Consider the following 26,001-nt stretch of genomic DNA (forward strand, 5'->3'; position numbering starts at 1 on the left):
GCAGGGAGGCGCAAGCGAAAGACAAGGCACGAAAAGGTTTGCAAAGAGAAATAGTCATAAACCGTTGGTACAAATAAAAAAGGATACCGAAGAGTATCCTTTACAGCCGACTATCTCAACACCAAGAATGGGGTTTTATAGGCCCATGGCGTGGCTGACGAAAGCGTTTTTAATTGTGCCTAACCTGTCGGTGGCAGACAGCCCTATGCCACGAAGAAGCCTTTTGAACGGGTCATTACCATCAAATAAGAATTTAAAACCGTCCATTGCAGCTATCATTTTCATGGCTTCTGTTTTACGACTACGTTCATAGCTACGCAAGTTTTTATAAAGACCGATATCTTTACCTGATGCGTTAAGATTGCTCAGCGTTTCAGCCAAAACAAGCGCATCTTGCATACCCAAATTGGCGCCCTGCCCCGCTAGCGGATGAATAGTATGGGCTGCATCTCCAATCAGCACAACGCCATCCTTTGCCCACTGCCGCGCATAGCGCATGGTAAGTGGAAAGGCTGAGCGTTTTGTTTCTAGCACCATCGTGCCGAGCACGCTATTGCTGGCTGCCGTTAATGCATTGCAAAACGCTTCGTCATTTAATGCCATCAGCGAACTTGCCTGTTCCGGCGTTTGAGACCATACAATTGAACACACGTTTGGCGCTACCATTGGCAGTAAAGCGAGTGGCCCTGTGGGTGTAAATGCTTGTCTGGCAACGTTATCGTGGGGCTCATCTGTTCTTATATTGGCTACAATGGCAGTGTGTTCGTAATCTCTGAAAGTAATGGGCAAACCTGCCTGCTTTCTTACAAATGAATTGGCACCATCTGCACCTACTAATAACCTGCAGCTTAGCACCTCATCGTTATCTAGCATCAGCATGGTTTGATTTGGCCCCGCTAGCACTCTTTCAATTCCGGCAGTAACAAGCTGAACATTCGATTGTGCCTCGCCAGTCTTAGCTAGGGCATTCACCAGCGCTTGGTTTTCAACTATTATTCCTAAGGCGTCGCTTCCCATCTCACCACACGAAAAATGGATGTCGCCAAAACTGTCTTTATCCCACACATGCATATCGGTGTATGGGTTCGCGCGGTCTTGTTGTAAATAGTTCCACACATCAAATTGTTTTAGCGCCTTGATATTGGCCTGGTTTATGGCGCTCACTCTGGCCGTAGGCTTTTCAGTAAGCGGTTGATAACACGCTGCCTTATCAATAACGGCTATGCTTAATTCACTATTTTTAAGAGCGGCAGCAAGGGTTAACCCTACAATTCCCCCGCCCACTATTGCTATATCAACGTGCTGCATCGCGGTCTCTTTTCATCTGCGGTGTTTCGCCATACCCTGTTGTATATTTAACAAAGGCTTTCTTTGCTTGCGGCATCATACTCAGCGCCAGTAGCGATACATTCCGGCCGATTACCGTTGGAAAGTACTGATTAGAAAAGGTTCTTACCAAGGTATCGGTAAGGGTTATTGTATTGTTTCTGTCCTGCTTTCTTTCCATTGCGTAGCGTTGCAAAACATTAAATGCGCCTGCATCAAAGCGTTCAGTAACATATTCATGCGCAGATTGATTCTGACTGTTTTCTTCGTCCTGATTGGCGGCATTTTGTTGTTCATTATGCGCGTTCGATGACGCACCGAGGACTGCGATTAGCGCGCTTAAGTCTCGTAAGCCTAGGTTGAACCCTTGCCCAGCAATGGGGTGTAAGGCTTGCGCTGCATTTCCGACAACCACAGTACGATGGCTTGTCACCGGTTCGGCTTTCGCAAGCATAAGCGGGTAGCTTGCTAACTCACTTACTCTGAGTATCTTACCTTGGCGATAACCGAACGCGTCTTGCAGCGCGTTTACAAATTCCGTTTTACTTAACGTCATCAAGCTTTGTGCGGCTTCTGTTTCTACTGTCCACACGACTGAAAATCCGTTTTCTCGCGCTTTAACGCCCTCAATTTCACTATCGAAGGGCAGAAATGCCAATGGACCATGTTGTGTGAAGCGCTCATACGCCTTATTCTCGTGGGGATTTTGCGTATGCACATTAAATACAATAGCCGTTTGCTTATAATCACTTACGGTTTTAGCGATCCCCACCTGCCGCGCTAAACCGGATCTGCCACCATCAGCTAACACCAGTAGCTTTGCTGTGAGCGTCTCGCCATTATCAAGCCCAACGTTCACCCTTTCTTTGTGCTGCGTTACCGTTACGACTTTTGCAGGGGCAATGTATTGATAAGCCGAACTAGCGCTCGCTGCCAAACGGGTAAGCGCACTCAAGCTTACTACTTGTCCGAAAGCATCAATGTGATAATCATCGCTATTCAGGTTGAGTAAGCCCACATGACCTTTATCGCTCACTTCGATATGCTTAATCTGAGGGGGTAATTCACCATTGTGCTGCTTTGCTAAATCTTCAAGATTAAGTCCGATATCGGAAAGTTCATTTACTGTACGCCTTGCAAGTGCGATGACCCGTGTGTCGGTAAATGGGTTGAAATCAGCAGATGATTCCGAGCTTTGCTTTGGGTCCACCGCGTCAATCAGAGCTACAGAGAGTCTAACTTTTTCTGAAAGCCCTTTGGCCAACACGGTTCCTACGATACCGCCACCAATAATTACTACATCAACCGCTTTTGCCGATTTCACCGTGTTTTATCCTGCCGCCCAGTTTTTTGGTTATTTGTATTTTGCGTATGTGTTGTTTTACTGCGTATGCGTTCAGCTTTTTGCCATGAAAGCTTCGATATCCTCAATTTCTTTAGGCACATCTGAGGTAAGCACATCCACGCCCGTGGCGGTGATAACCACATCGTCTTCAATGCGAATACCAATACCCTTATATTTATCTGGCGCATCGCTGTCTTTGCTTATGTAAATGCCTGGCTCAACGGTAATGACCATACCCGGTTTCAACGGACGGTCTTCACCTTCAATTTTATAGTTACCCACGTCATGCACATCGAGCCCTAGGAAATGTCCCAAACCATGCATGTAAAATTGTCGCCAGCTTTCGTTCTCAAGGTTATCTGCCACGCTACCTTTTAGTATGCCCAGGTCAACTAAACCCTGTGTAATAATCTCAGCGCTGTGTAACATTGCTTCAGAAAGCGTTACGCCTGGCGCAAGCATATCCAACACACTTTTTTGCGCTTTTAGTACAAGGCTGTAGATTTCGCGTTGAGCATGGCTAAACTTTCCATTCGCCGGAAAAGTACGAGTTATATCAGCAGCATAGCCTTGATACTCTGCGCCAGCATCGATCAAGATCAAATCCCCATCATTTATCTGCGCATTGTTTTGGATGTAATGTAAAACACAAGCGTTTTCGCCGCTACCCACGATAGTGCTATAGGCGGGTGAACGTGCGCCGGCCATCGCGAACTCATGGTGGATTTCTGCTTCTAGTTGGTATTCAAAACAGCCCGGCGCTGCAAACTGCATTGCACGCTTATGAGCACGAGCGGTAATTTCTCCCGCCGCCTTCATTACGGCAACTTCACAGGCTGATTTAAACAAGCGCATTTCGTGCAAGATTGGACGAAAGTCATGTATTGCTCGTGGCGCAAGAGACTCTTTAGGCGCATATCGAAGGGTATTTAACGCCTCGGTGATTAACTTATCATGGGCTTCATTGTGGCCCAACCCGAAATAAAGGTTGTCTTGTCCTTGCATAGACGCCAACAACGCCTCCTCAAGCTCTTGATGTTCAAAGGCTTCATCTAAACTAAAACGAGACAATGCCGCTTCAGCCCCAAGGCGCTTGCCTTGCCAAATTTCTGCGCTTTTGTCTTTGTCTTGCACCACCATCGCTCGATAGCTTTCACCATAGCGTGAATGATTAGACAATATAAGCCATGCATTTGGCTCTTCAAACCCGGTTAAATACCAAAAATCGCTGTCTTGCCTGAAGGTATACTCGGTATCTCGACTACGTGTGACTAATCCTGCTGCCGGAACAATACAGACACTGTTTGGTTCACACTGAGCCAGTAGCCTATCCTGTCTGGCAATAAACTCTTGCGCACTAATCATAAACGAGAAAATCCTGAGTAAGTGACTTGAATAACTTGAACTAAGTAACTAATTAAACCGCTACTTTTTACTAATATTAATTACTAGTGTACGGACGGCGTGTCTTGTTGATCATCTAAAAGTGATTGGCCCAGTTCGCTAAAGCACAAAATAGCAGAAATCTTTACGTACTCTTCCACTTCAAGCAACGCCTTTTCCGACTCTTCATCAGCGTCCATAGGCTCTTCCATGCGAGAGATATCTGAGAAATCTTCGAGGGCTTCTTTAACGTCTTCTGAACACTGCATCAAATCTTGTTGATGAAGCCCAAACCCTAACATAAAACCTTGAACCCAATTGATAAGAGCCGCACCACGGTCATTAATCGGCGCTTGGTCTTCAGGAAGCAATAAACTCAGTGAAAACTCTGGCTCAAGCAACTGCTGGCAGGTTTGATTAAAGAGCGTATTCAAAAGATGCTCAGTTTGGTCGTCGAAGCGTTCCCCTTGATTGATGGTTTCGCTCAACGCTTCTTGCCATTTTTGGTCAGTAAGTGACATACCGCCACAAAGCATGCCGCACAAAATGCCATGGACTTCTGCACCGTCTACTATAATGCCTTGCTGAGTCAATTTATTACTTACGCTGTCATAATCGAGCTGTTTTTCCACGGTTCTTTCTCTTCGTTTTAAATGAGTTGAGATTAACGCACCATTTTTTACGTGGCCGATATCTCTTGGTGGAGATAATACTAGCAAAAATCAATGGATAAAGCCTAACTTTGGCAATGTTGATGTCATGCGATGGCCGTGTTTTCAAAACGACGTATATGCGTTGTACAACAGGAAAAAACGCTGTTCATTCTCTGTTCAAACGGGCTTGAATTATGGCTGTTTATCAAAATTTAAAGCGTTATGGGTAGCAACACTGAATGATTTCATCTAAGATCAGACTCGTTGGATAAGGATTTCCTTTCGCAACAGCATTTCAAACTGTTCTTTAGTCTGTTACTTCCTGAATTAGCTGTTTGGTTATTATTGAGCTTAACTAATATGCGTGTATAATTGCTGACCAATTGGTCAAGAAAAGTAATATTTTTTTACCGCTTTTATAATCACCACGCAAAATAGTTATAAAGCGCTTTAGGTGATCCTATTCACTGGATCTCGCGTTTGATATACCCTGTTGCGTTAATACAACAACAATGTTTCCTGGGATGTTTGCTAGTTCATTCATGTCCCTGGCCGATGCTTTAAACCAAGGAAGTTGAAACAGCTGCTATTGTGCAAGCTCGACGTGTATCGAGAAGCCTACGGCAATTGTGATACTTCCGCCCTGAACTTTTCGGTTCACGGGCGAAAATGGACACGCGGCATTCTGGGAAGCGCCCTCTTTCGACGGAAGAAGAAATGGCAATAATAAATTTTGGCTCTATAAATATTGACCACGTTTATCAGGTAGATCACTTTGTTCAACCTGGCGAAACGTTGGCTTCTACCCACTACCAAACGCTACTAGGTGGAAAGGGTGCAAACCAGTCTATAGCTTTAGCGCAAGCAGGTGCAGACGTTCGACACGTCGGCAGCATTCACGAAAACGACGCCTCATTTAAACAAACACTTATTAAAAAAGGTGTGGATTGTCGTGGCGTTAAGTGTTCTGAAGTTCCATCCGGCCACGCAATTATTCAAGTTACCCCTAGCGGCGAGAATGCCATTGTACTTTTTGGTGGTGCAAACCAAACCATCACTGCAAATACGGTTATGCAAGCGCTAGATGACACACGTCCTTCGGACTGGGTGCTGACTCAAAACGAAACGAGTAGTATTGAAGAAGTGCTTCGTCAGGCTAAAGACAAGCAACTTAAAGTGGCTTTTAACCCTGCTCCTATGAGCGAGTCAGTGAAACAACTTCCACTCGACTGCGTGGATTTACTTATTGTAAATGAAACAGAAGCTGCTGCGATTACCGGTAAAGAAGAACTTGAAGATATTGTGACAGTGTTCAAAGAACAGTGGTCACATTGCGAAGTGATCATTACGTTAGGAAAAGCGGGCGTTATGATGCTTCGTAAAAGCGACGTAATTGAAGTTAAAGCGTTCTCTGTTGACGCTGTAGACACTACCGCAGCGGGTGACACCTTTATTGGTTATTTCCTTTCAGCCTATTGCAATCACACTGATGCAAAGCAAGCATTACGCCGTGGCTGCGCCGCTTCGGCAATTGCAGTAACGAGAGAAGGTGCTGCGCAAAGTATTCCAACACAAAAAGAAGTGGATCGTTTCTTAGCGAAACACGCCAATTAGCAAGACGCATTGAGATAATTTGATGACACATAAAATCATATTAGATACAGATCCGGGCATTGATGATGCGATGGCGATATTTTTCGCATTCCAATCACCAGATATCGAAGTTTTAGGGTTAACCACTGTTTTTGGTAACGTTCCAGTCACTATGGCGGCACAAAACGCGCTAACTCTCTGTGAAATTGCCGGCAAGGACATTCCTGTCACAAAAGGTGTTGGCATGCCATGGGTAGGTCCAGAATCTACGTACGCTCACTTCGTACACGGTGAGTACGGATTTGGTCATATTAAGCCTGAAGCGCCTAAAACTGAGCTAGACCCTCGCAGTTCAGCCCAATTCATCGTGGATATGGTCCGTAAGTATCCGGGCGAGATTACTATTGTAGCTATAGGACCACTTGGCAACTTAGCCCTTGCTTTGCGTCTTGAACCTGAGCTGCCGAAGTTAGTGAAAGGCGTCAGTATCATGGGCGGCGCCGCATTTGTACCTGGCAACGTCACCCCTGTTGCTGAAGCCAATATTTGGAACGACGCAAACGCTGCTGAAATCGTATTTGCTGCAGACTGGGAACTGACCATGTTCGGTTTGGATGTGACTAATTTCACGCCTTTCTCACCTGAGTTCGTAGAAAAACTTGAAGATAAAAACAATACCCTTGGTGGGTTTGTTAAAGAAAGTGCACAGTTCTACATGGACTTCTACTCACAGAACCGTGAAGACCGCGTTTGTTTCTTCCATGATGCATTCCCTATCGCACATCTTCGTCACCCTGAGCTGTTTGAACTGACAGAAGGTCATGTTCGCGTTGGTACAGGCACGCTAGATAGAGGGCAAACCGTTGTGGCTCCAAAAGGAACGACGCCTAGCCCGCTGTGGAATGAGGCAAATACCATCAAAGTTGCAACTAAAGTTGACCATCAAAAATTGGAACAATTATTCATAGATACCTATGCTCTATGATATCTTTAAGGGATTGTTTATATACAATCCCTTTTTATTTAAGCGTTAGGTAAAATCTCTATGGAAGTGGCGCCACTCCCCAAAAACGAAGATGAACGTTTAGCGGAGCTATTAAGCTACGATGTCCTCGACACTGAAGCCGAAATATTGTTCGATGAATTAACCGCGCTTGCCTCACAGATATGTGAAACTCCTATCGCCCTTATCAGCTTAATCGACCCAAATAGACAGTGGTTTAAATCGAGGGTGGGCCTTGATGCCGAAGAAACGTCAAGAGAAATAGCGTTTTGTTCCCATGCTATTTTGCAAAAAGACGTGTTTGAAATTCCAAATGCCACCCTTGATCCAAGATTTCACGATAACCCCTTAGTTACTGGCGCGCCAGATATACGCTTTTATGCCGGAGCCCCGCTCATCACGCCGTCAGGACATGCTATAGGGACATTATGTGCAATAGACAAGAGACCTCGCCAACTAACCGATGCCCAAAAAGACTCACTACAAACCTTAAGTAAGTCGGTGGTAGCACACCTTGAGCTTAAGCGTAAAAACAGAGAGCTCGAGCGAACCAGCCAATTTAAGTCTGATTTCTTGTCCTACATAAGTCACGAAATTAGAACACCGCTCAACGCTATCAATACATTCAGCCAGTTACTTGAAAGCGAAGCAAGCAAACTTAATTTACCTAGCACCTTCCAAACGCCTTTATCACACGTAGCGCAAAGCGGTGAAAGGCTTCTGGAAATTGTAAATTCTGTTTTAGATATTAATCAGATTGAAGCGGGCAAAATGCGGGTAATGCCGCGGGCAGTCAACTTGAACGACTTTTTCACTCACTTGTTTTCGCTGACTAAAATTCGCGCTGAAGAAAGCGGGGTCGTTTTTAACACCTCAATAGACACAGCGACTCCCGATACTTTATTTTTTGATGATACCAAGTTTGGTCAAGTTGCGTTGAACATCCTGTCTAACGCAATAAAATTTACGGCAAAGGATAAATCTGTAAAAGCGCAGGTGAAATACAAAAACGGTAAATTGATTTTTAACGTGATTGATCAGGGTATTGGAATGAGTGAAGACGACCAGAAGCGTCTATTCACTCCCTTTGAGCGAATGCAAAATGCTCTCAAGATAAGCGGGACGGGTTTAGGTCTTAATATATCAAAGCGCCTTATCGAGTTAATGGACGGCTCAATTAAGGTTAGCAGTAAGTTAGATACGGGCACTCGCGTTAGTGTATCAATACCTGCTGACTCCCTTGATGCTTGCCAGTTTTCTAAATACACTCCACAAAGTCTCGTGGCGCAAATAGATATTGATAAAGCAGCTAGCGTACTGGTGGTTGAGGACCACTATATCAACCAAGTGGTAATTCAAACGCTTTTTGAAAAATTAGGCGTTCAATGTTCAATTGTGAATACGGGTGAGGAAGGCGTTGAATATGCCAAGTCGTACCACGTTGACCTCGTGCTAATGGACTTGAATTTACCCGGTATTCAAGGTGATGAAGCGACAGCTCAAATAAAAAGATTAAAGCCTGAACTTCCAGTCGTTGCCTTAACCGCAGATATTATTACAAAGCCCGCCTCTCTGCGGGAAAAAGGCTTGGATGATGTGCTGACCAAGCCTATTAATAGCAGTGAACTGATGCGAGTACTCAATCACTTTCTAGCAAAAGAAGAACAATAAAATGACAGCGTCGATAGCACAGCTACCATAGTTATGCTTGCTGTATGCAACCCATAGTTAAATATTGAGCTACGGTTAAACCATGGTTTCAGAAAAAGTAATGAATTCGCGCGCCGTCTTAAGAAAAGAGCTTCGAGAAGCGCGTCGCGCGTTAAGCGCAGTTCAACAAGAAGAGGCTGCACGCAGTATGGCGGTGCAGCTAAATTCGTTGTCTCTATTAGACCGAGCTCGTAACGTTGCCGGCTATTTGGTTAACGACGGAGAAGTAAACCTTAAACCCTATATTGATTCGCAATGGCAAAACAACCCGTCAAAACAATTTGCGCTGCCTGTGCTCCACCCCGTTCGCAAAGGCCATCTGCTCTTTCTTTTTTATTCCCGCCATACAAGATTAGTGAGGAATAAATACAATATCGAAGAGCCTGCGTTATCCTGCCAGAATGTACTTCCGACTTCACAATGCGACGTTATTCTCATGCCATTGGTTGGATTCGATACTAAGGGAAATCGCTTAGGCATGGGAGGCGGTTACTATGACAGAACACTAGCGTTTACCCAAACCACAAGTCACTCTTACGACCAGCTTGTATCTAATAAACCGAAACTTGTCGGAATTGCTCACGATATTCAAGAGGTCAACTCACTACCTATTGCGCCCTGGGACGTCCCGTTAGATGCCATCGTTACGCCTACCAGGACACTACTTTTCGACAACGCATAATACTCACGATATCAAAATGTGATGACTTATATGTGGGAGCGTATGCCTATATACGTTACACTGCAAAAAACGATAAGTCGGAGAATGATCATGGATCAGAACGCAAAGAAACAAGCCGTAGCCAAAGCAGCCATCGACTATGTTGAGTCTGACAGCATAGTGGGTGTGGGTACAGGTTCTACCGTCAACTTCTTCATTGAAGAACTAGGCAAGATAAAGCATAAAATTGAAGGTGCAGTTTCAAGCTCGGAGGCCTCAACGGAACGTTTGAAGGCGCTTGGTATTGAAGTATTTGAACTTAATGAAGTAAGTAACTTATCTGTTTATATCGACGGGGCAGATGAAGTTACCGAACACAAGCATATGATCAAAGGCGGAGGGGCCGCACTCACTCGGGAAAAAATTGTTGCAGGTGCCGCCACTACGTTTGTCTGTATTGTTGATGAAAGTAAGCGTGTACCAGTACTGGGTTCCTTTCCGCTTCCAGTTGAGGTTATTCCGATGGCTCGCTCTTTTGTGGCGCGCGAGTTGGTCAAACTTGGTGGAGACCCTGAGTATCGTCAAGGCGTTGTTACCGATAACGGTAACGTTATTTTAGACGTGCATAACCTTGAGATCCTTAATCCGCGAGAACTAGAGCAGCAGATTAATAACATTCCAGGCGTAGTAACTAACGGAATTTTTGCCCTGCGCGGTGCGGACATCGTGCTTAGCGCAACGGAAAGTGGCGTCGAAACGTTTAAGTAATCAATATTGGAAATAAGCAAGAGACTTCTATGCAGGTGGTGCAAATAATTACTTTTTTTGCGTATGTGCAACACCTGCGGTGAAAAGCTAAACAAAAACTGCTTTTAACTTGATACGTTTTCTGTTAATTTCCGTTTAGACGTCTAGATGTCTTTTAAAGAAAGTAGGTATTCTAGTTCGTCGAAGCCTTTAGCTTCGACGAAAAACAAAACCGACGGGATTAAAAGCATGGTAGCGCTACATTTCAGACTAAAAACAGCTTTGATACGTTAGCTAGCAATAGCTAAGCTGTAATACCGTTAAAAGCCTTTACCGCACGTCTGAAGCATGTGTTTTAGTGATTCAAGTAAACCAAATTACATCAGTGAGAGATAGCGAGTTCATGAGCAAAGTTTCATTAGAGAAGGATAAGATCCGAATTTTGTTGTTAGAAGGTGTTCACCAGAGTGCTTTGGAAACACTTCAAAGCAATGGGTATAGCAACATTGAATTTCTCAAGACCTCTCTTCCAGAAGACGAGTTAATCGAGAAAATCAAAGACGCTCACTTTGTTGGTATTCGCTCGCGCACGCAAATCACAGAGAAAGTGGTTGATGCAGCGCAAAAGTTAGTGGCTATCGGCTGTTTCTGTATTGGCACAAACCAGGTTGATCTTGAAGCGACACAGCGCCGCGGTATTCCCGTATTTAATGCGCCATTCTCAAATACACGTTCAGTCGCAGAATTAGTGCTTGGACAAATTATTCTTCTACTTCGCCAAGTACCAAGCAAAAACGCGAAAGCACACCGTGGAGAATGGGAAAAAACAGCCGTTGGCTCGTATGAAGCGCGTGGTAAAACATTAGGTATCATTGGTTATGGCCACATTGGAACACAGCTTAGTATTCTTGCTGAACACCTTGGCATGCGAGTTCAATTCTTCGATATTGAAGACAAACTTGTATTAGGTAACTCGGCACAAGTGAAGTCACTGGAAAAGCTACTTAACACGTCTGACGTTGTATCGCTGCATGTTCCTGAAACCCCTCAAACTCAAGACATGATTGGGGAAAAAGAGCTGTCACAAATGAAAAAAGGCAGCATTCTTATTAATGCATCCCGTGGTACTGTGGTTGATATTGACGCGCTTGCAAAGGCACTGGAAAGCGGTCAACTTAACGGCGCGGCAATTGACGTATTCCCTGTTGAGCCGAAATCGAATACAGAAGAGTTTGAATCGCCACTTCGTGCGTTCGATAACGTCATTCTAACCCCTCACGTAGGTGGAAGCACACAGGAAGCGCAAGAAAACATCGGTATCGAAGTTGCTGGTAAACTGGCGAAATACAGCGACAATGGCTCTACGCTGTCGGCGGTTAACTTCCCTGAAGTGTCATTACCTGAACATACAGGCCGTTCACGCCTGCTTCATGTTCACAAAAATCAGCCTGGTATCCTTACTCAAATTAACCGAGCATTTGCAGAGAAAGGCATAAACATTGAAGCCCAGTACCTTCAAACCAATTCAGAAATCGGCTACGTAGTTGTTGACGTTAAAGAAGACCGTGGTTATGAAGCCCTCGCTGAATTACAACAAATCGACGGTACAATCAAAACCCGTATCCTTCACTAGAAGCGATACCTTCAATACCATGATAGGTCATCTATGTTGAGGTGGCTTTTAAAAACAAAAACGCTGCAAGATTGCAGCGTTTTTGTTTATAGACACATTGTTCAGGTTAAAGACTGAAAAAGACCGCCTATTTCAAACTGCCTAAATGTTTTTCAACGCTTTTTTAGAAGAAGTTGTAAACTAGGCTAACGGCTGTTTCTGTATCTAGCTTCTCGATATCGTCTTCAACGTTAGTGTTGTGATCAAGTTTGAAAGACAAACGCATAGACAGGTTGCCGCTAATCGTCGCGGTAAGCGCCGATTCAGCACGGGATTTAGTATTATCAGAACCCACTTCCGTGCTCACTGTTTGTGTGAACTTAGCGGTGTCTGAAATTTTCCACGAATAGGCTGATGATGCACGAACAATAACGCTATCCAGATTTTCCCCGTCTTGCGTTTCAATAAACGAGTAACCAGGACCGATTGAATATTCAAGAGTGTGGCGCTTATTCTCTAGTACCTTTTGGTTCCAACCAGCTGCGATGGTCGATTGGTAGTTAAAGTTACTGAAGCGGTCGTCTTCGTATGATGCAAAGCCGAATAAACGATTATCTGGGTTTTCTAACTTGTAGTTACCCTGTGCTGAACCGAAGAACTTTTGTGCTGACGTGAATTCAATATCTTCTCCATCATCACCTTCTACTGTCTCTTGCTTGTAAAGACCTTTAAGAATGTAATCGTTACTCCAATTTTCAAGCTCCTGATGGGCTTGAATACCTGCACTGATTGACGTGGTTTCAGTATTACCTGAAGTTGATATGAAGCCCAATTCACCTTCCATAGTAAAAGGCTTAACTTCATCATCTTGAGCAAAAACGGCTGGAGAAAGAGAAACTGCAATTAAAGATGCGAGCACTTGCTTTTTCATTGAACAATCCTATTGATTATCGGTCCATTTGTCGTACACGAAACCTTTGGTACTGCAAGGCGGTACAACGCGAATCTTAACGTAGTCTATTAGAGGGCATTGCAAAGTAGCAGCTACCACTGTGTATGTGGTGCGCAGTTTACATTTTCAACTTTCCTAGTCAATGCGGAAAAGATAAAAAGTCCGTTTCGCTAGGGGAATTTACACTAATTGATTAAAAAAACTGGTAAACGAGGGCTACAGATGTTTCCGTGCTGAGCGCGGCTACATCTTCTGGTGTGTCAGTTTCGTGACTTAAAATAAATGACAATTTCATCGCTAATGAACCGAAGACGTTTGCGGATAGCGATGTTTCAGAGCGCGACTTAGTATTTTCTTCTCCAGCTTCAGTGCTCACAAACTGCCTTAGTTTTGCTCCCGAGCTCCAGTGGTATTTGTATTCCGCTGAAGCGCGCACAATAATGCCATCATTTACAAGACTATCGTTCTCTTCTTCGGCCTCAATAAATGTGTACCCCGGACCCACGCTGTAGCGAAATTCACTGTCTTCGTTGCGCCAAACGCGCTGCGACCACCCCGCTGCCAGTGAAGCGCGATGGTCATAACCGGTAAATTTGTCATCTTCAAAATCGCCATACATGAAAAGGCGGCGACCGGGCTTCAGAAGTTTATAATCGAATTGGGCACTGGTATAAAATCGCTGAGCACTGATGTCACGCTGCGTATTCGCTGTGCCGCTTTCCTTGTACAGCAATTCGGCAAGGTAAATACTGCTCCAGTCTTCAGTCTCATGATCAGCATTTACCGCAGCTTTCACACTAGCAGCTGATGTATTACCGGTGTTAACCAATACACCAAGCTCCCCATCAAGGGTAAAGCGAGGAATTTCATCGTCAGTGTCGGGAGTGAAGTCGGCGTGATAAAGGGTTTCGATAAGATCTCTAGCTTTTACCGAAGCGCACACGCTTAGGCAGACAAAAGCAATAGCAATGCTTGGCAGGATTTTCGTGAACATAATCTGATTTACGTTAAGCTTTTATAGTTATTAGATTACGTCTTAAAACGACGCTTGTTATTCCAATCCTCTGGAGAGCTTTCAACGTTCTTGCAGTATGTAAATAAAGTAACGGAGTTTTAGTGTTTTAAAGCTCAGTGAATAAGTGAAGCAATTTTTGCTGTTTCTTGCTCAGCGTACTCAATTGAATTACTTATCACTTCCATGTCGAGACTTAACGTATTGGCTATTTCTGGCGTAAAAAGTTCAATGTTTGCGTAATTTTCTTTATCTAGCTGACTAAACGTTATTCGATTAGCCAATGCCAGCACACAAACATCAACGTCAGACGCGTATTTTGCCTCATCATTCATGAAGGACACGGGGTAATACAAGCCAATAGGTAAGTGCCAATTTTCGAGTATGATACCGCTGCATTGAGCAAACGTAAAACCGAAATGTGTTAACTGGTCAATTTGCGGTAATTCTCCCTTTTCAGCATTCTGATAATTGTAGTAACGCTGAGGCTCTTTCTTTGCCACTACCAATTCGCTTAAGTTTTGAAGAATACCCATAACAAAGAAACGTTCTGCACCGCGAACATTAAGACGCATTGCAAGACTCTTAGCGATCATCCCGCAATAAACCGATGTATACCAATGTTTATCTAGCTTAATAAGGATGTTGTCGAAGTGCTTGAAAGCCGTAGTGGCTGTTTCAGCCATAACTAAGTTGTAAAGCGCTTCTCCACCTATTACGCTTATGGCTTTTGACACTGTCTCAATCTGAGACGGAAAACGAAACAAAGCGCTATTCGCCAAACGAAGTACTTTAGCGGTAAGCGACGCGTCTGCACTGATAAGTTGACCTATATCCTGCGCACTAGAGCGCGGGTCGTCCAGCGTAGCCCGCAGCCGCACGCAAATATCGGGCAAGGCAAATGATTTAGCGGCAAAGGCAACATACTTATCTAACGACATCTATTGAATCTCAGTCTCTTTTCGTTTTTAAATTATCTCTGGCGGTGAATCGAATAAGGGATACTGTTGCTCCCCCACTTCGCCTTGCTCTACTTGAGCCTTACGCTTCCTAGCCAGTACTGCTTTTTTACGCCGCACACATGCGCTGATTATTTTCCGTTTAGTAGCGTCATCTACTTTGAGCCAATAGAGACGCTCATCTCGGCTTCGAAAACACCCTTTACAAAAACCTCGAGGACCAGACTCACAGACACCAATGCAAGGGCTAGGAATTTCAAAAAATTCCAGTTGCTGAGCGTGCGATTTTGGGTCTGTCATTTCAGACGTTCCACCTCTTGATAACAGGCTTTATTTGATGCGGCGCTACCACGAATTAAACCTTATCAGCGTGCATCTAACCAGTAGACATTAGCAGTAAATTGAGCAAACAATACATTCAGAATACGCATGGTGTTTATTACCCAACCTTTAAGGCTAGAGCGTGCTCACTTCGCGTCTGCATCAGCATCACATTTCGCGGCAAAAAGGTTTGCCCCCTGCTCGTATTTAAAGCATAGCATGAATATTAGTCTACTAGCGTGTATTCAATGGTGGAAACGACTCGAACCTTCTTAATATGAGGATGATGACTATCTCGACTTGAGATACTGAATTGCCCTTGGTTAGCACGCTTAATTTTCCCTAAGGCACTTTTAGAATCTTTAGCAAACTTTTCTGCGACTTCACGGGCATTTAACGTCGCCTCTTCTATCATAGCGGGTTTAACGTCATTTAATCGAGTAAATACGTAGTCTGGCTGCGCGCGATAGCTTTGCTCTGATAGCACAATGCCAGCCTTGATAAGCTCCCCAATTTGCTGCATCAGCTCGCGTACCTTTTCCACCTCATCAGAGAAAACAGTAACGGTTTGAATGGCGCTATAGCGAAACGGCGCCTTTTCACTGCTTCCATACTGTTGGGCTAGTTTATCGTTAATTTCAGGTTTACCAATGGTGATGCTTTCTATAGGAATACCTTTATCTTCTAGAAAGCTAGCTACCTTTTTGCTGTTTTTCTCGATATGCTCATAAAGCTGAGGTAAGTCGTTACCGGCATCGACGAACTGAATAGGCCAAATGACTTGGTCAGCGAGGTACTCTCGCTCTGATAGCCCTTTCACAGTGACTACCCTGTCCCACGTTTGCATATCGTTCATGGCCGAGGATACCTGAACCCCAAGTAAAGACACCGCTATTACCATGCCTAATGCCATTACTATTGCAGCTCCTATTTTCATTTGAATCTCCGTTTATCTGCTTTGCTTTTATGACTTAACGTCTAGGGTAAAGAGAAATATAAGCATTTATGTAATGTAAAACGAGATAAAAGCTGATCAATGGTGGCAAAAAAAAGGCCACTCAAATGAGTGGCCTAAAGAGCCCCTTAAGGGGGCAACGCTTGGGTAGACGGGACAGTTAACCTTTGCGCTTTAGCAAATAGTAAAATACAGGGGTAAGGATTAAGCCAAAGAAGGTTACGCCTATCATGCCTGAGAATACGGCGACACCCATTGCTTGACGCATCTCAGCACCAGCACCGGTTGAAATTACCATAGGCAACACCCCCATAATGAACGCAATTGATGTCATTAAGATTGGGCGTAAACGCAAGCGGCTCGCTTCTTTAATGGCTGAAAGTGCATCCATACCACTGTCTTGAAGCTCTTTGGCAAACTCGACAATGAGTATGGCGTTTTTAGTGGCAAGCCCTACCAATACTATCAAGCCAATTTGGGTGAAAATATTGTTATCACCACCGTAAATCTGCACACCTATAAGCGCACTTAGCAGCGTCATTGGCACAATCAGTATGATTGCTAATGGCAAACGCAAGCTTTCATACTGCGCGGCTAACACCAAGAACACTAACAGTACCACCAGCGGGAAAACAAAGGCTGATGCGTTACCGGCTAATATTTGCTGATAGGTTAACTCAGTCCATTCGTAGGTCATTCCCAGTGGCAAGGTGTCCGCTAAAATTTCTTCTATCGCCGCTTTAGCTTGGTCAGACGAATAACCAGGCGCTGGGGCACCGTTAATTTCAGCGGTGACATAGCCGTTGTAATGCATAACGCGGTCAGGCCCTGCACTATGTTGAACGTCTAAGAAAGAACCCAGCGGGATCATCTCTCCTTGGCTGTTTCTAATCTTAAACTGAGTAATATCCCCTATCTCTTGGCGATATTGGGCATCGGCCTGCACATTAACTTGGTATGTTCTGCCAAACAGGTTGAAATCGTTTACATACAGCGAGCCTAAATATGCTTGGAGGGTGGTAAATAAGGTATCAATGTTCACCCCCTGACTTACCGCTTTTTCGCGGTCCACATCTACATCAAGCTGGGGTACGGCAACGGTAAAGCTGGTGAATGAACCGGTTAGAGCAGGATGTGCCCACGCTTTGCCAATCACCTCTTGGGTAACACGCTCAAGCGCTTCAAAACCCAAGTTTCCTCTGTCTTCTACCTGTAAACGGAAGCCGCCAATGGTACCTAGCCCCATTACTGGCGGAGGTGGAAAGATAGCCACATACGCGCCTTTAATAGAAGCAAATTGCTGATTAAGTTTTGCGGCAATCGCGCCCGCCGACAACTCGGGGGATTGACGTTCACCAAAAGGTTTAAGCGGGGTAAACAAAATACCTGAGCTTGGACTATTAGTGAAACCGTTAATGTTAAGCCCCGGGAAAGCCACTGCGTCAGATACACCAGGGTGCTCCATGGCAATGCGTGACATTTCGCGAATTACCTCTTCAGTTCTATCTAAGCTTGCCGCATTAGGTAACTGCGCAAATGCTACCAAATATTGCTTATCCTGGCCGGGAACGTAGCCTGTAGGCGTCGTTGCAAACTGGTTATACGTAAGCGCAATAAGCCCCGCATATAACACCACCACAATACCGCTCTTACGAATTAACCCACCCACAGCGCCGGTGTATTTTTTTGAGCCTCGCTCGAATACGCGGTTAAAAGGGGTAAACACGAAACGGCCAAACACTTTGTCCATACCGCGGGTTAGCCAGTCGTTAGCTTTACCGTGAGGCTTAAGCAATAGCGCAGACAGAGCAGGACTAAGAGTCAGCGAGTTAATCGCCGATATAAATGTAGATATAGTGATAGTAAGTGCAAACTGTTTATAGAACTGTCCGGTAAGACCGCTCATAAAGGCCGTAGGAATGAAAACAGCGGCTAATACTAGCGTTGTGGCTATAATGGGCCCAGTTACTTCTTTCATTGCCTGAACGGTTGCATCGAAGGGCGACTTACCTTCAGCAATGTTGCGCTCTACGTTTTCCACTACCACAATGGCATCATCTACCACGATACCAATTGCCAGCACCAAACCGAACAATGACAACGCATTAAGAGAGAACCCCATTAGCTGCATAAAAGCAAAGGTACCTACCAATGATATAGGCACGGCAACTAACGGAATGATAGACGCACGCCATGTTTGAAGAAACAACACAACTACCAATACAACAAGTAATACGGCTTCAAACAGGGTATCAACCACTGCCTCGATTGAGCCTCTTACAAATACCGTGGGGTCGTATACGATGTTGTATTCCAAACCATCAGGAAACATTTTCGACAGTTCAGCCATGCGCGCTCGCACATCATCTGATATCTGGATAGCGTTAGAGCCCGGTGCCTGGAAAATGGGAATGGCGGCTGCCGGGTTATTATTTAACAGCGAACGCAAGGCGTAGTTATCTGCACCTAGTTCAATGCGTGCAATGTCTTTTAAGCGCGTAATTTCGCCGTTTTCGCCCGACTTAACGATAATATTTTCAAATTCTGCTTCGTCTTTTAAACGGCCCCGAACGTTAATTAACAGCTGAAATTCGCTTGAGCCTGTTGGCTGTGCGCCTAAGCTACCTGCCGCCGCCTGCTGGTTTTGGTCTGCAATAGCAGCTGCCACGTCCCCCGGGTTTAGCTGAAGGGCCGCTAGCTTGTTAGGGTCTAGCCATACACGCATGCTGAATTCACCCGCACCGAATAAACGCACTTGCCCTACCCCATTAATGCGCGCCAGTTCATCTTTAACAAACTGGTCGGCATAGTTAGACAGGTATAACATGTCGTAACGATTATCGGGCGACGTTAAGTGCACCACCATGGTTAAATCTGGCGATGATTTTTCTGTCACCACCCCTAAACGCTGCACTTCCTGCGGCAAGCGTGGTGTAGCACGGTTAACGCGGTTCTGTACCAGCGTTGTTGCATCATCTGGATCTGTCCCAATGGCGAAAGTGATGGTTAAGGTCATGCGGCCATCGCTGGTTGCCTGAGACGACATATACAGCATGTCTTCAACACCATTAATTTCTTGCTCTAATGGCGTTGCGACGGTTTCAGCAATAACCTCTGGGTTAGCGCCCGGGTAATTTGCCGTGACAACCACGGTAGGCGGCACGACTTCTGGGTACTCGGTAATCGGTAGCTGCCACACGGCAATGGCACCACCAATGAATATAAGTAGGGAAAGCACGCCCGCAAAAATGGGACGGCTAATGAAAAATTGCGAAATATTCATTACTTAAGACCTGCCGTTGCTGTACCCGGGGCAAATGAACCACCAGATAAAACATCTTCGACCTGAGCCATGTTTTGGGTAACTTGTGATGCGTTATCAACGCGCTGCTGCCAGTCAGATAAATTTGCAAGCGCATCTTCATCGCCCATTGGCACTTCATTAGCGGCAACCTGTGCACCTGGGCGTACACGCTGTAAGCCGTCAACTACAATGGTGTCGTTGGCATTTAGGCCGCTAGTGATAATGCGCATGCTGCCCACTTTGTCACCCAGCTTAACCGCGCGATATTCAACCTTACTTTCGTCGTTAACCACCAATACATACTTGTTGTTAAGGTCTGTACCAATGGCTTTTTCTTTAATAAGAATGCCCTGTTCATCGGTATCACCTGCAAGTTTAAGGTGTGCAAATAGGCCAGGAATTAAACGGCCATCTTCGTTGTTAAATACCGCGCGAACGCGCAAGGTACCCGTGCTACCGTTTACTTGGTTATCAATGAAGTCTATTTGGCCCCAGTGCTGATAATCCGATTCATTCGCAAGGCGCATAGCTACGGGTTGATCGCTAACGGCAGTTGATGCTTTTTTATTGCCGTTTGAATTATCACTTAAATAATTTAAGTAAGTCTGCTCATCAATATCGAAATACGCATATAAACGGTCGGTAGAAACAATACGAGTAAGTTCTGTTTGACCTGCGGTAACAAAGTTACCTTCAGTGATGTTCGCGCGAGATATACGACCTGAAATAGGCGCTTCAACACGCGCGAAACCGCGATTTAGGCGCGCTACTTCAAGGGCAGCTTGTGTTTGATTTAAACTTGCTAATGCTTGATTCTTTTCTGCTAAACGGGCGTCTAGCACTTCTTCAGACACCGCTTGCGTTTTGCGAAGTTTGAACGCGCGATTATAGTTCTGTTCAGCAAGCTGAACGCGGCTTTTCGCTTCTTCAAGCTGCGCGGTTAAACGGTCGACTTCCGCTTTAAACGTACGGTTATCAATTAGAAATAAGGTTTGGCCTTGCTCGACGTATTCACCTTCGTCAAATGCAACAAAGTCGATGTAACCCGATACCCGTGGACGAAGTGCAACAATATGAGGGGACTCTAAGCGGCCAGTAAAATTGTCCCACTCGGTTAAACGCTGGGTGATAACCGTAGCCACATCAACAGGCACACCAGCATGTGCGCCAGCGCTCATCGATTGACCTGGATCCTGCTCGTCACCGCATGCAGCGACTAGCGCAGTTAGGCTTACTATTGCCAATAAACGGGTAAAAGTTTTCATTGCAAGATTCTCTAAAAAATTAAACTAAAGTTTGATGCCGCGCATTATGCACACCCCAAAACAATAAAAATAATTATCTTTTCATATGCAACACATCACATGATGTTATATATTGATGTAGACTGAAAAAACGCCCAGAAAGCGTTAATGAAGTGATAATCACTGGAAAACTCAGCGTTACAACAAGGTTTCAGGGGCGTAAACTTAAGATGGTATTTGTTCGGTTATTTATTAACGTAAGCATTGCGCTAGTTATTAATTTAAATAAATAAGCCCCTATATATCAGAACTTTAAATAATAACGAGTGGTATTAAAGGTACTTATCACAAGTATTTTCATGCTGTTTGAAAGCAATGACATAGTACGAGACTTGCTCACAAGCGTTATACAACGTTTAGCTTATATATAATGAGCAAACGATATTTGGAGACGACGATGCGTCCACATGATTTAAATTTATTAATGATTTTTGATGCCATTATGACTGAAGGGGCAATTACCCGTGCAGCAGATAGGCTATCAATGACGCAGCCCGCCGTTTCCAATGCGCTTTCGCGTATGCGCACTGCATGGAACGATGAACTATTCGTGAAAGACGGGCGCGGTATTCAACCTACTTCATTTGCTAAAAATCTGTGGAGCCAAATTCAAGGACCATTGGGCGAGCTTGAGGTTGCAGTAAACCCCACCGACTTTAACCCAGCGACAGCCAAACGTACCTTTCGTATTGCCGCCACCGACAGCATTGTCTCTATGGTATGGGGCCCGCTGCGTAAAGTTATCGAAAACGAAGCGCCGGGTATCAATATCCACGCTATCCCGAACTATGACATGGAGACGGACAAGATCCTAAAGGACGCCGAAGCCGAACTCACCTTTTCAAAATACCAAGAGCCGGGCTCGGTTATTCGCGCTGAGCATGTGCTTGACCCGAGCTGGGTGGTAGTAATGCGCCCCGATCATCCATTAGCTAAGTCTCAACTTAGTTTAGAAGACTTTGTGGCAGCTGATCATTTATTAGTTTCGGTAACAGGTGACGTAACCGGCCCAACTGATCAAGTGTTAGCAAATTTAGGCCTTAAGCGTCGTGTAGCTATGTCGGTGAATCAATTTCACAACGCCGCGCAATTACTTAGGGAAAGTAACTTGATATGTGTTGCACCATCGCTCGTAATGGAAAAAGAGATTTTCTCAGGTGAACTGGCCGTATTTGAAACCCCTATTGAAATAGTTAGTTCGCCGCTATCGGTTATGTGGCATAAACGTCAAGACCAAGATGCCGGTTTACAATGGCTTCGAGGCTTAGTCGTCAAATTCATTCGCGAACGGGTACAACGTCACGAAATGCTGCTTTCTCAGTGTTGTCGCAAAGCGTACTGTGCAGATACAGTCAAACGCTTTATGGAAGAACGAAATATGGATTGTGAAGGGTTTACGCCCGCTCACTTAACAACACCCGGCAACGATGAAATAGACCAAGTACTCGACAAGGTGGTGGTTGAAAAAGAAACGGCTTAATCTGTTTCCTTTATACTTCTAAAGCATTCAAATCTATAATAAAAAACCGCTCAATGAGCGGTTTTTTTATAGTTCATGGAAAGAAACGAATTTACTTCTTTTTCTTCGCTTTAGGGTTTGGCAAGTCAGTAATGCTTCCTTCGAAGATTTCAGACGCAAGACCAATAGACTCGTTAAGCGTTGGGTGAGCGTGGATTGTAAGTGCAACATCTTCTGCGTCAGCACCCATTTCTAATGCTAGGCCAATTTCGCCAAGCATTTCGCCAGCGTTGGTACCTACCATTGCACCACCGATAACGCGCCCTGTTTCTTTGTCGAAGATCATTTTGGTCATACCGTTAGTCGCATCAGATGCGATGGCACGGCCAGAGGCAGCCCACGGGAATACCGCTGTTTCGTAGCTCAAACCTTGCTCTTTCGCTTCTTTCTCAGTAACACCAACCCAAGCAACTTCTGGCTCAGTATACGCAACTGAAGGAATTCCACGTGGGTCGAAGTAGTGCTTCTGCCCTGCAATAACCTCTGCAGCAACGTGACCTTCGTGAACGGCTTTGTGGGCAAGCATTGGCTGGCCTACCAGGTCACCGATTGCGAAGATGTGGTCAACGTTGGTACGCATTTGCTTATCAACGTTGATAAAGCCACGCTCGTCAACATTAACGCCAGCGGCGTCTGCGCCAACAAGCTTACCGTTTGGCTTACGGCCAACAGCAACCAATACTTTGTCGTAACGCACTTGCTCTGAAGGTGCATTCTTGCCTTCAAACGTTACGTACAAACCGTCATCCTTCGCTTCAACCGCAGTCACTTTGGTTTCAAGCATGATGTTGAATTTTTCTTTGTAGTCTTTCATGAATACTTTCATGATATCTTTGTCAGCAGCTGGAATAAGCTGGTCTAAGAATTCAACCACGTCAATTTTTGAGCCTAGTGCTTCATATACAGTACCCATTTCTAGACCGATGATACCACCGCCTAGTACTAGCATCTTCTCTGGAATGTCTTTCATTTCCAGTGCGCCAGTTGAGTCGATTACGCGGTCATCTTCAGGGATGAACGGTAGGCTTACTGGCTCTGAGCCCGCAGCGATAATCGCTTTTTCAAAAGTAATGGTAGTAACGTCGTCACCATTTTTTACTTCTAGGGTGTTTGTACCTGTGAACTTACCAAAGCCTTGTACATGCTTGGTTTTACGCATTTTAGACATACCGCTAAGGCCGTTTGTTAACTGCTTAACAACGCCGTCTTTGTACTCGCGGATTTTATCTAGATCGATGGTAGGCTCGCCAAACGATACACCGTGACTTGCAAGGTGCTTCGCTTCTTTCATCACTTTAGCAACGTGAAGAAGGGCTTTTGAAGGGATACAGCCAACGTTAAGACAAACGCCACCTAGGGTGTCGCGAGAGTCTACGATAACCGTTTCAATACCTAAGTCAGCCGCACGGAATGCTGCTGAATAACCGCCAGGGCCGCCGCCCAGTACCACCAATTGCGTTTTAATTTCGCTCATTGTGAACCTCAATCCTGTTCTTGTAGGGTCATGCTATTACTTTTGCGTAATAGCATAACCTAAATGCCGTCAAAAAGGCTGATAAAATCATCAAAAATGTTACTGATATTGTAAACTTTTTCGGCCTTTTATTTAAAGTATGATTCTGCGTAAGTCAGTTAGGTTTGCAGCAACCTCGGTAGAGAATCTTGCACCTACCGCACCATCGATTACTCGGTGGTCATAAGACAGGCTTAGCGGCACCATCAAGCGCGGCTCAAACTCTTTACCATTCCACTTAGGCTTCATCTCAGACTTAGACACACCTAATATGGCAACTTCTGGTGCATTTACAATAGGCGTAAACGCCGTACCGCCAATACCACCTAGGCTAGAGATAGTAAACGTACCACCCTGCATGTCGGCAGCTTTAAGCTTGCCTTCACGGGCCTTCTTCGATGTTTCGATAAGCTCGCGAGAAAGTTCTTCAATGCCTTTCTTATTCACGTCGCGAATAACAGGAACTACAAGGCCCCCCGGTGTTTCAACCGCAATACCGATGTTGATAAACTTCTTAATGATCAAGCTTTCGCCGTCGTCAGACAGTGATGAGTTAAATACTTCGTATTTCTCAAGGGCTTTTGCTACCGCTTTCATTACGAATACGAGCGGCGTGATCTTAAGACCAGACTTAATTTTCGCGTGGTAAGCGTTTTGCTCTTTACGGAATTCTTCAACGTCAGTGATATCTGCTTCATCGAACTGCGTAACGTGCGGAATCGTCGCCCAGTTACGGTGTAAGAACGGACCAGAGATCTTCTGAATTCGAGATAATGGCTGCTCTTCAATTTCACCAAACTTGCTGTGATCAACAGGTTTAACTGGCACAATTTGAAGCACGTTATCGCCCACTGGCGCACTGCCAGAAGCCGCTGCTGTTGAGCGCGGTTTCGCTAGTTCAGCTTTCACGTAAGCCTGAACGTCTTCTTTAAGAATACGGTTTTTAGGGCCAGAGCCATTAACCTGAGTTAGGTCTACACCAAACTCACGCGCAATTCGGCGTACCGAAGGCGATGCGTGCGCTTTGCCGTTACCTTTTGCTTCAGGAGCAGGAGGCACAGGAGAACGGCCTTGCGAGGCTTCTTGCTGCGAAGCTTGCTTAGGCTCTTCCTGTTTAGGTGCTTCTTGCTTAGGCGCTTCAGCAGGCTTTTCAGCAGCACTTGAAGACGAACCACCGCTAGTCTCTAGCTTAACAACCAAGGTGCCTTGCTTAACTTTGTCGCCCGTTTTGATAAAGACTTCTTTAATGGTACCTGCATGCGTTGAAGGCACATCCATGGTGGCTTTATCCGTTTCTAGCGTAATTAGACCGTCTTCTTTTTCAACGGTGTCGCCAACAGACACAAGCACATCGATAACGTCAACTTCACCGTCTTCACCGATATCAGGTACAGCCACTTCAATGGTTTCGCTGCTTGCAGAACCAGCTGACGCATCTTGCTGTGATTCTTGTTGGCTTGACTCTTGACTAGAAGCCTCTTCTGGCTTCTCAGCAGGCTCGCTTGAACCACCTTCTCCAGCAATTTCAAGCTTAATAACAACTGTGCCTTCTTTCACTTTATCGCCAGTGCTGATGAATACTTCTTTCACCGTACCAGCGTGTGTTGAAGGTACATCCATCGTTGCTTTATCGGTTTCAAGGGTAATAAGACCATCTTCTTTTTCAATGGTGTCGCCCGCTGAAACCAATACATCGATAACGTCAACTTCGTCATCAGAGCCGATATCCGGTACGGCAACTTCAATCACTTCACTGGTACCAGAAGCAGCAGGCGCTGCATCTGACTTGCTTTCTTCTTTTGGAGCTTCTTCTTGCTTAGGCGCTTCTTCTTGTGACGCGTTGTCTGAAGATGATGCTTCAGCAGCACTATCGCCGGCACTGTCACCATTGGCAACTTTCATTTCACCAATCACATCGCCTTCTTTGATTTTATCGCCTACTGATACAGACAGGCTTACAATCTCACCTTCAAATGGTGCTGGGATGTCCATTGACGCCTTGTCACTTTCTACAGTAACAACGCCTTCATCGGCTTCGATGTTGTCGCCTACGGCAACACATAGCTCGATAACTTCAACTTCGTCACCGCCTACATCGGGTACGATAATCTTTTGAATATCTGACATAT

At 45.1% G+C, this 26,001-nt stretch carries 20 protein-coding genes and 1 other RNA gene; 8 read left to right on the plus strand and 13 right to left on the minus strand.

What is annotated here, in order from left to right; translation table 11 throughout:
- Positions 1 to 135: 135 nt before the first annotated feature.
- From JC525_RS02000 to JC525_RS02015, 4 genes are all read right to left on the minus strand, one after another.
- Positions 136 to 1,308, minus strand: coding sequence for an FAD-dependent monooxygenase (locus JC525_RS02000; RefSeq protein WP_198813945.1), 1,173 nt, complete (start codon positions 1,306 to 1,308; stop codon positions 136 to 138).
- Complete coding sequence (locus JC525_RS02005) at positions 1,295 to 2,650, minus strand: FAD-dependent monooxygenase (RefSeq protein ID WP_198813947.1); 1,356 nt, start codon at positions 2,648 to 2,650, stop codon at positions 1,295 to 1,297. Before JC525_RS02005 ends, JC525_RS02000 begins: the two co-directional genes overlap by 14 nt.
- Positions 2,651 to 2,722: 72 nt before the next feature.
- Positions 2,723 to 4,036, minus strand: coding sequence for a Xaa-Pro aminopeptidase (pepP, locus tag JC525_RS02010; RefSeq protein WP_198813949.1), 1,314 nt, complete (start codon positions 4,034 to 4,036; stop codon positions 2,723 to 2,725).
- A gap of 83 nt (positions 4,037 to 4,119) precedes the next feature.
- On the minus strand, positions 4,120 to 4,686 hold the full coding sequence (locus JC525_RS02015) for a UPF0149 family protein (RefSeq protein WP_198813951.1): 567 nt from the start codon (positions 4,684 to 4,686) through the stop codon (positions 4,120 to 4,122).
- Positions 4,687 to 5,220: 534 nt separating this feature from the next.
- On the opposite strand from JC525_RS02015, the gene ssrS reads away from it, so the two are divergent.
- The 7 genes from ssrS (at position 5,221) to serA (ending at position 12,054) form a co-directional block, all read left to right on the plus strand.
- Positions 5,221 to 5,403: non-coding RNA, 6S RNA (gene ssrS, locus JC525_RS02020), on the plus strand.
- A 21-nt stretch (positions 5,404 to 5,424) separates the two neighbouring features.
- The gene (locus tag JC525_RS02025; protein ID WP_198813953.1) at positions 5,425 to 6,321 is read left to right on the plus strand and encodes a ribokinase; all 897 of its coding nucleotides are present in this window, start codon (positions 5,425 to 5,427) and stop codon (positions 6,319 to 6,321) included.
- Between the two features lie 22 nt (positions 6,322 to 6,343).
- Positions 6,344 to 7,285 carry a nucleoside hydrolase gene (locus tag JC525_RS02030; RefSeq protein WP_198813955.1) on the plus strand — a complete coding sequence of 314 codons (942 nt, stop codon included), beginning with the start codon at positions 6,344 to 6,346 and terminating at the stop codon, positions 7,283 to 7,285.
- A gap of 60 nt (positions 7,286 to 7,345) precedes the next feature.
- Positions 7,346 to 8,974, plus strand: a complete 1,629-nt coding sequence (locus JC525_RS02035) for a hybrid sensor histidine kinase/response regulator (protein WP_198813957.1) — start codon at positions 7,346 to 7,348, stop codon at positions 8,972 to 8,974.
- 82 nt (positions 8,975 to 9,056) lie between these two features.
- Complete coding sequence (locus tag JC525_RS02040) at positions 9,057 to 9,695, plus strand: 5-formyltetrahydrofolate cyclo-ligase (RefSeq protein ID WP_233094895.1); 639 nt, start codon at positions 9,057 to 9,059, stop codon at positions 9,693 to 9,695.
- A gap of 90 nt (positions 9,696 to 9,785) precedes the next feature.
- On the plus strand, positions 9,786 to 10,442 hold the full coding sequence (rpiA, locus tag JC525_RS02045; protein ID WP_198813965.1) for a ribose-5-phosphate isomerase RpiA: 657 nt from the start codon (positions 9,786 to 9,788) through the stop codon (positions 10,440 to 10,442).
- Positions 10,443 to 10,824: 382 nt separating this feature from the next.
- Entirely contained in the window at positions 10,825 to 12,054 is a 1,230-nt protein-coding gene (gene serA / locus JC525_RS02050) for a phosphoglycerate dehydrogenase (protein WP_198813967.1), read from the plus strand.
- A gap of 163 nt (positions 12,055 to 12,217) precedes the next feature.
- On the opposite strand, the gene JC525_RS02055 is transcribed toward serA, so the two are convergent.
- From JC525_RS02055 to JC525_RS02085, 7 genes are all read right to left on the minus strand, one after another.
- The gene (locus JC525_RS02055; RefSeq protein WP_198813969.1) at positions 12,218 to 12,964 is read right to left on the minus strand and encodes a DUF481 domain-containing protein; all 747 of its coding nucleotides are present in this window, start codon (positions 12,962 to 12,964) and stop codon (positions 12,218 to 12,220) included.
- A 214-nt stretch (positions 12,965 to 13,178) separates the two neighbouring features.
- Entirely contained in the window at positions 13,179 to 13,979 is an 801-nt protein-coding gene (locus tag JC525_RS02060; protein ID WP_198813971.1) for a DUF481 domain-containing protein, read from the minus strand.
- 134 nt (positions 13,980 to 14,113) lie between these two features.
- Complete coding sequence (locus JC525_RS02065) at positions 14,114 to 14,938, minus strand: HDOD domain-containing protein (protein ID WP_198813973.1); 825 nt, start codon at positions 14,936 to 14,938, stop codon at positions 14,114 to 14,116.
- A 27-nt stretch (positions 14,939 to 14,965) separates the two neighbouring features.
- Positions 14,966 to 15,256 (minus strand): DUF1289 domain-containing protein, encoded by a 291-nt coding sequence (locus JC525_RS02070; protein WP_198813975.1) that lies wholly within the window; start codon positions 15,254 to 15,256, stop codon positions 14,966 to 14,968.
- Positions 15,257 to 15,503: 247 nt separating this feature from the next.
- Positions 15,504 to 16,214 (minus strand): SIMPL domain-containing protein, encoded by a 711-nt coding sequence (locus JC525_RS02075; protein WP_198813977.1) that lies wholly within the window; start codon positions 16,212 to 16,214, stop codon positions 15,504 to 15,506.
- 178 nt (positions 16,215 to 16,392) lie between these two features.
- Positions 16,393 to 19,515 (minus strand): efflux RND transporter permease subunit, encoded by a 3,123-nt coding sequence (locus JC525_RS02080; protein WP_198813979.1) that lies wholly within the window; start codon positions 19,513 to 19,515, stop codon positions 16,393 to 16,395.
- Complete coding sequence (locus tag JC525_RS02085; protein WP_198813981.1) at positions 19,515 to 20,801, minus strand: efflux RND transporter periplasmic adaptor subunit; 1,287 nt, start codon at positions 20,799 to 20,801, stop codon at positions 19,515 to 19,517. The genes JC525_RS02080 and JC525_RS02085 overlap by 1 nt, the downstream gene beginning before the upstream one ends.
- Positions 20,802 to 21,237: 436 nt before the next feature.
- Between JC525_RS02085 and JC525_RS02090 the strand changes: the two genes are divergently transcribed.
- Positions 21,238 to 22,320: a LysR family transcriptional regulator gene (locus JC525_RS02090; RefSeq protein ID WP_198813983.1), complete on the plus strand. Its 1,083-nt coding sequence runs from the start codon at positions 21,238 to 21,240 to the stop codon at positions 22,318 to 22,320.
- 91 nt (positions 22,321 to 22,411) lie between these two features.
- Here the strand turns inward: JC525_RS02090 and lpdA are convergent, their stop codons facing one another.
- Together lpdA and aceF are read right to left on the minus strand one after the other, a co-directional pair.
- Positions 22,412 to 23,833 (minus strand): dihydrolipoyl dehydrogenase, encoded by a 1,422-nt coding sequence (lpdA, locus tag JC525_RS02095; protein ID WP_198813984.1) that lies wholly within the window; start codon positions 23,831 to 23,833, stop codon positions 22,412 to 22,414.
- Between the two features lie 132 nt (positions 23,834 to 23,965).
- Positions 23,966 to 25,999 carry a pyruvate dehydrogenase complex dihydrolipoyllysine-residue acetyltransferase gene (gene aceF, locus JC525_RS02100; RefSeq protein WP_198813985.1) on the minus strand — a complete coding sequence of 678 codons (2,034 nt, stop codon included), beginning with the start codon at positions 25,997 to 25,999 and terminating at the stop codon, positions 23,966 to 23,968.
- Between the last annotated feature and the right edge of the window lie 2 nt (positions 26,000 to 26,001).

Origin of the sequence: Alteromonas sp. IB21 (genome assembly GCF_016405965.1) — a bacterium.
In the GTDB taxonomy this organism is placed as follows: domain Bacteria; phylum Pseudomonadota; class Gammaproteobacteria; order Enterobacterales; family Alteromonadaceae; genus Alteromonas.

Coding starts and splice junctions, on each gene's coding strand:
- JC525_RS02000 (WP_198813945.1), bottom strand. CDS start 1,308: ATGCAGCACGTTGATATAGCAATAGTGGGCGGGGGAATTGTAGGGTTA.
- pepP (WP_198813949.1), bottom strand. CDS start 4,036: ATGATTAGTGCGCAAGAGTTTATTGCCAGACAGGATAGGCTACTGGCT.
- JC525_RS02025 (WP_198813953.1), top strand. CDS start 5,425: ATGGCAATAATAAATTTTGGCTCTATAAATATTGACCACGTTTATCAG.
- JC525_RS02030 (WP_198813955.1), top strand. CDS start 6,344: ATGACACATAAAATCATATTAGATACAGATCCGGGCATTGATGATGCG.
- JC525_RS02035 (WP_198813957.1), top strand. CDS start 7,346: ATGGAAGTGGCGCCACTCCCCAAAAACGAAGATGAACGTTTAGCGGAG.
- JC525_RS02040 (WP_233094895.1), top strand. CDS start 9,057: ATGGTTTCAGAAAAAGTAATGAATTCGCGCGCCGTCTTAAGAAAAGAG.
- rpiA (WP_198813965.1), top strand. CDS start 9,786: ATGGATCAGAACGCAAAGAAACAAGCCGTAGCCAAAGCAGCCATCGAC.
- serA (WP_198813967.1), top strand. CDS start 10,825: ATGAGCAAAGTTTCATTAGAGAAGGATAAGATCCGAATTTTGTTGTTA.
- JC525_RS02055 (WP_198813969.1), bottom strand. CDS start 12,964: ATGAAAAAGCAAGTGCTCGCATCTTTAATTGCAGTTTCTCTTTCTCCA.
- JC525_RS02060 (WP_198813971.1), bottom strand. CDS start 13,979: ATGTTCACGAAAATCCTGCCAAGCATTGCTATTGCTTTTGTCTGCCTA.
- JC525_RS02065 (WP_198813973.1), bottom strand. CDS start 14,938: ATGTCGTTAGATAAGTATGTTGCCTTTGCCGCTAAATCATTTGCCTTG.
- JC525_RS02070 (WP_198813975.1), bottom strand. CDS start 15,256: ATGACAGACCCAAAATCGCACGCTCAGCAACTGGAATTTTTTGAAATT.
- JC525_RS02075 (WP_198813977.1), bottom strand. CDS start 16,214: ATGAAAATAGGAGCTGCAATAGTAATGGCATTAGGCATGGTAATAGCG.
- JC525_RS02080 (WP_198813979.1), bottom strand. CDS start 19,515: ATGAATATTTCGCAATTTTTCATTAGCCGTCCCATTTTTGCGGGCGTG.
- JC525_RS02085 (WP_198813981.1), bottom strand. CDS start 20,801: ATGAAAACTTTTACCCGTTTATTGGCAATAGTAAGCCTAACTGCGCTA.
- JC525_RS02090 (WP_198813983.1), top strand. CDS start 21,238: ATGCGTCCACATGATTTAAATTTATTAATGATTTTTGATGCCATTATG.
- lpdA (WP_198813984.1), bottom strand. CDS start 23,833: ATGAGCGAAATTAAAACGCAATTGGTGGTACTGGGCGGCGGCCCTGGC.
- aceF (WP_198813985.1), bottom strand. CDS start 25,999: ATGTCAGATATTCAAAAGATTATCGTACCCGATGTAGGCGGTGACGAA.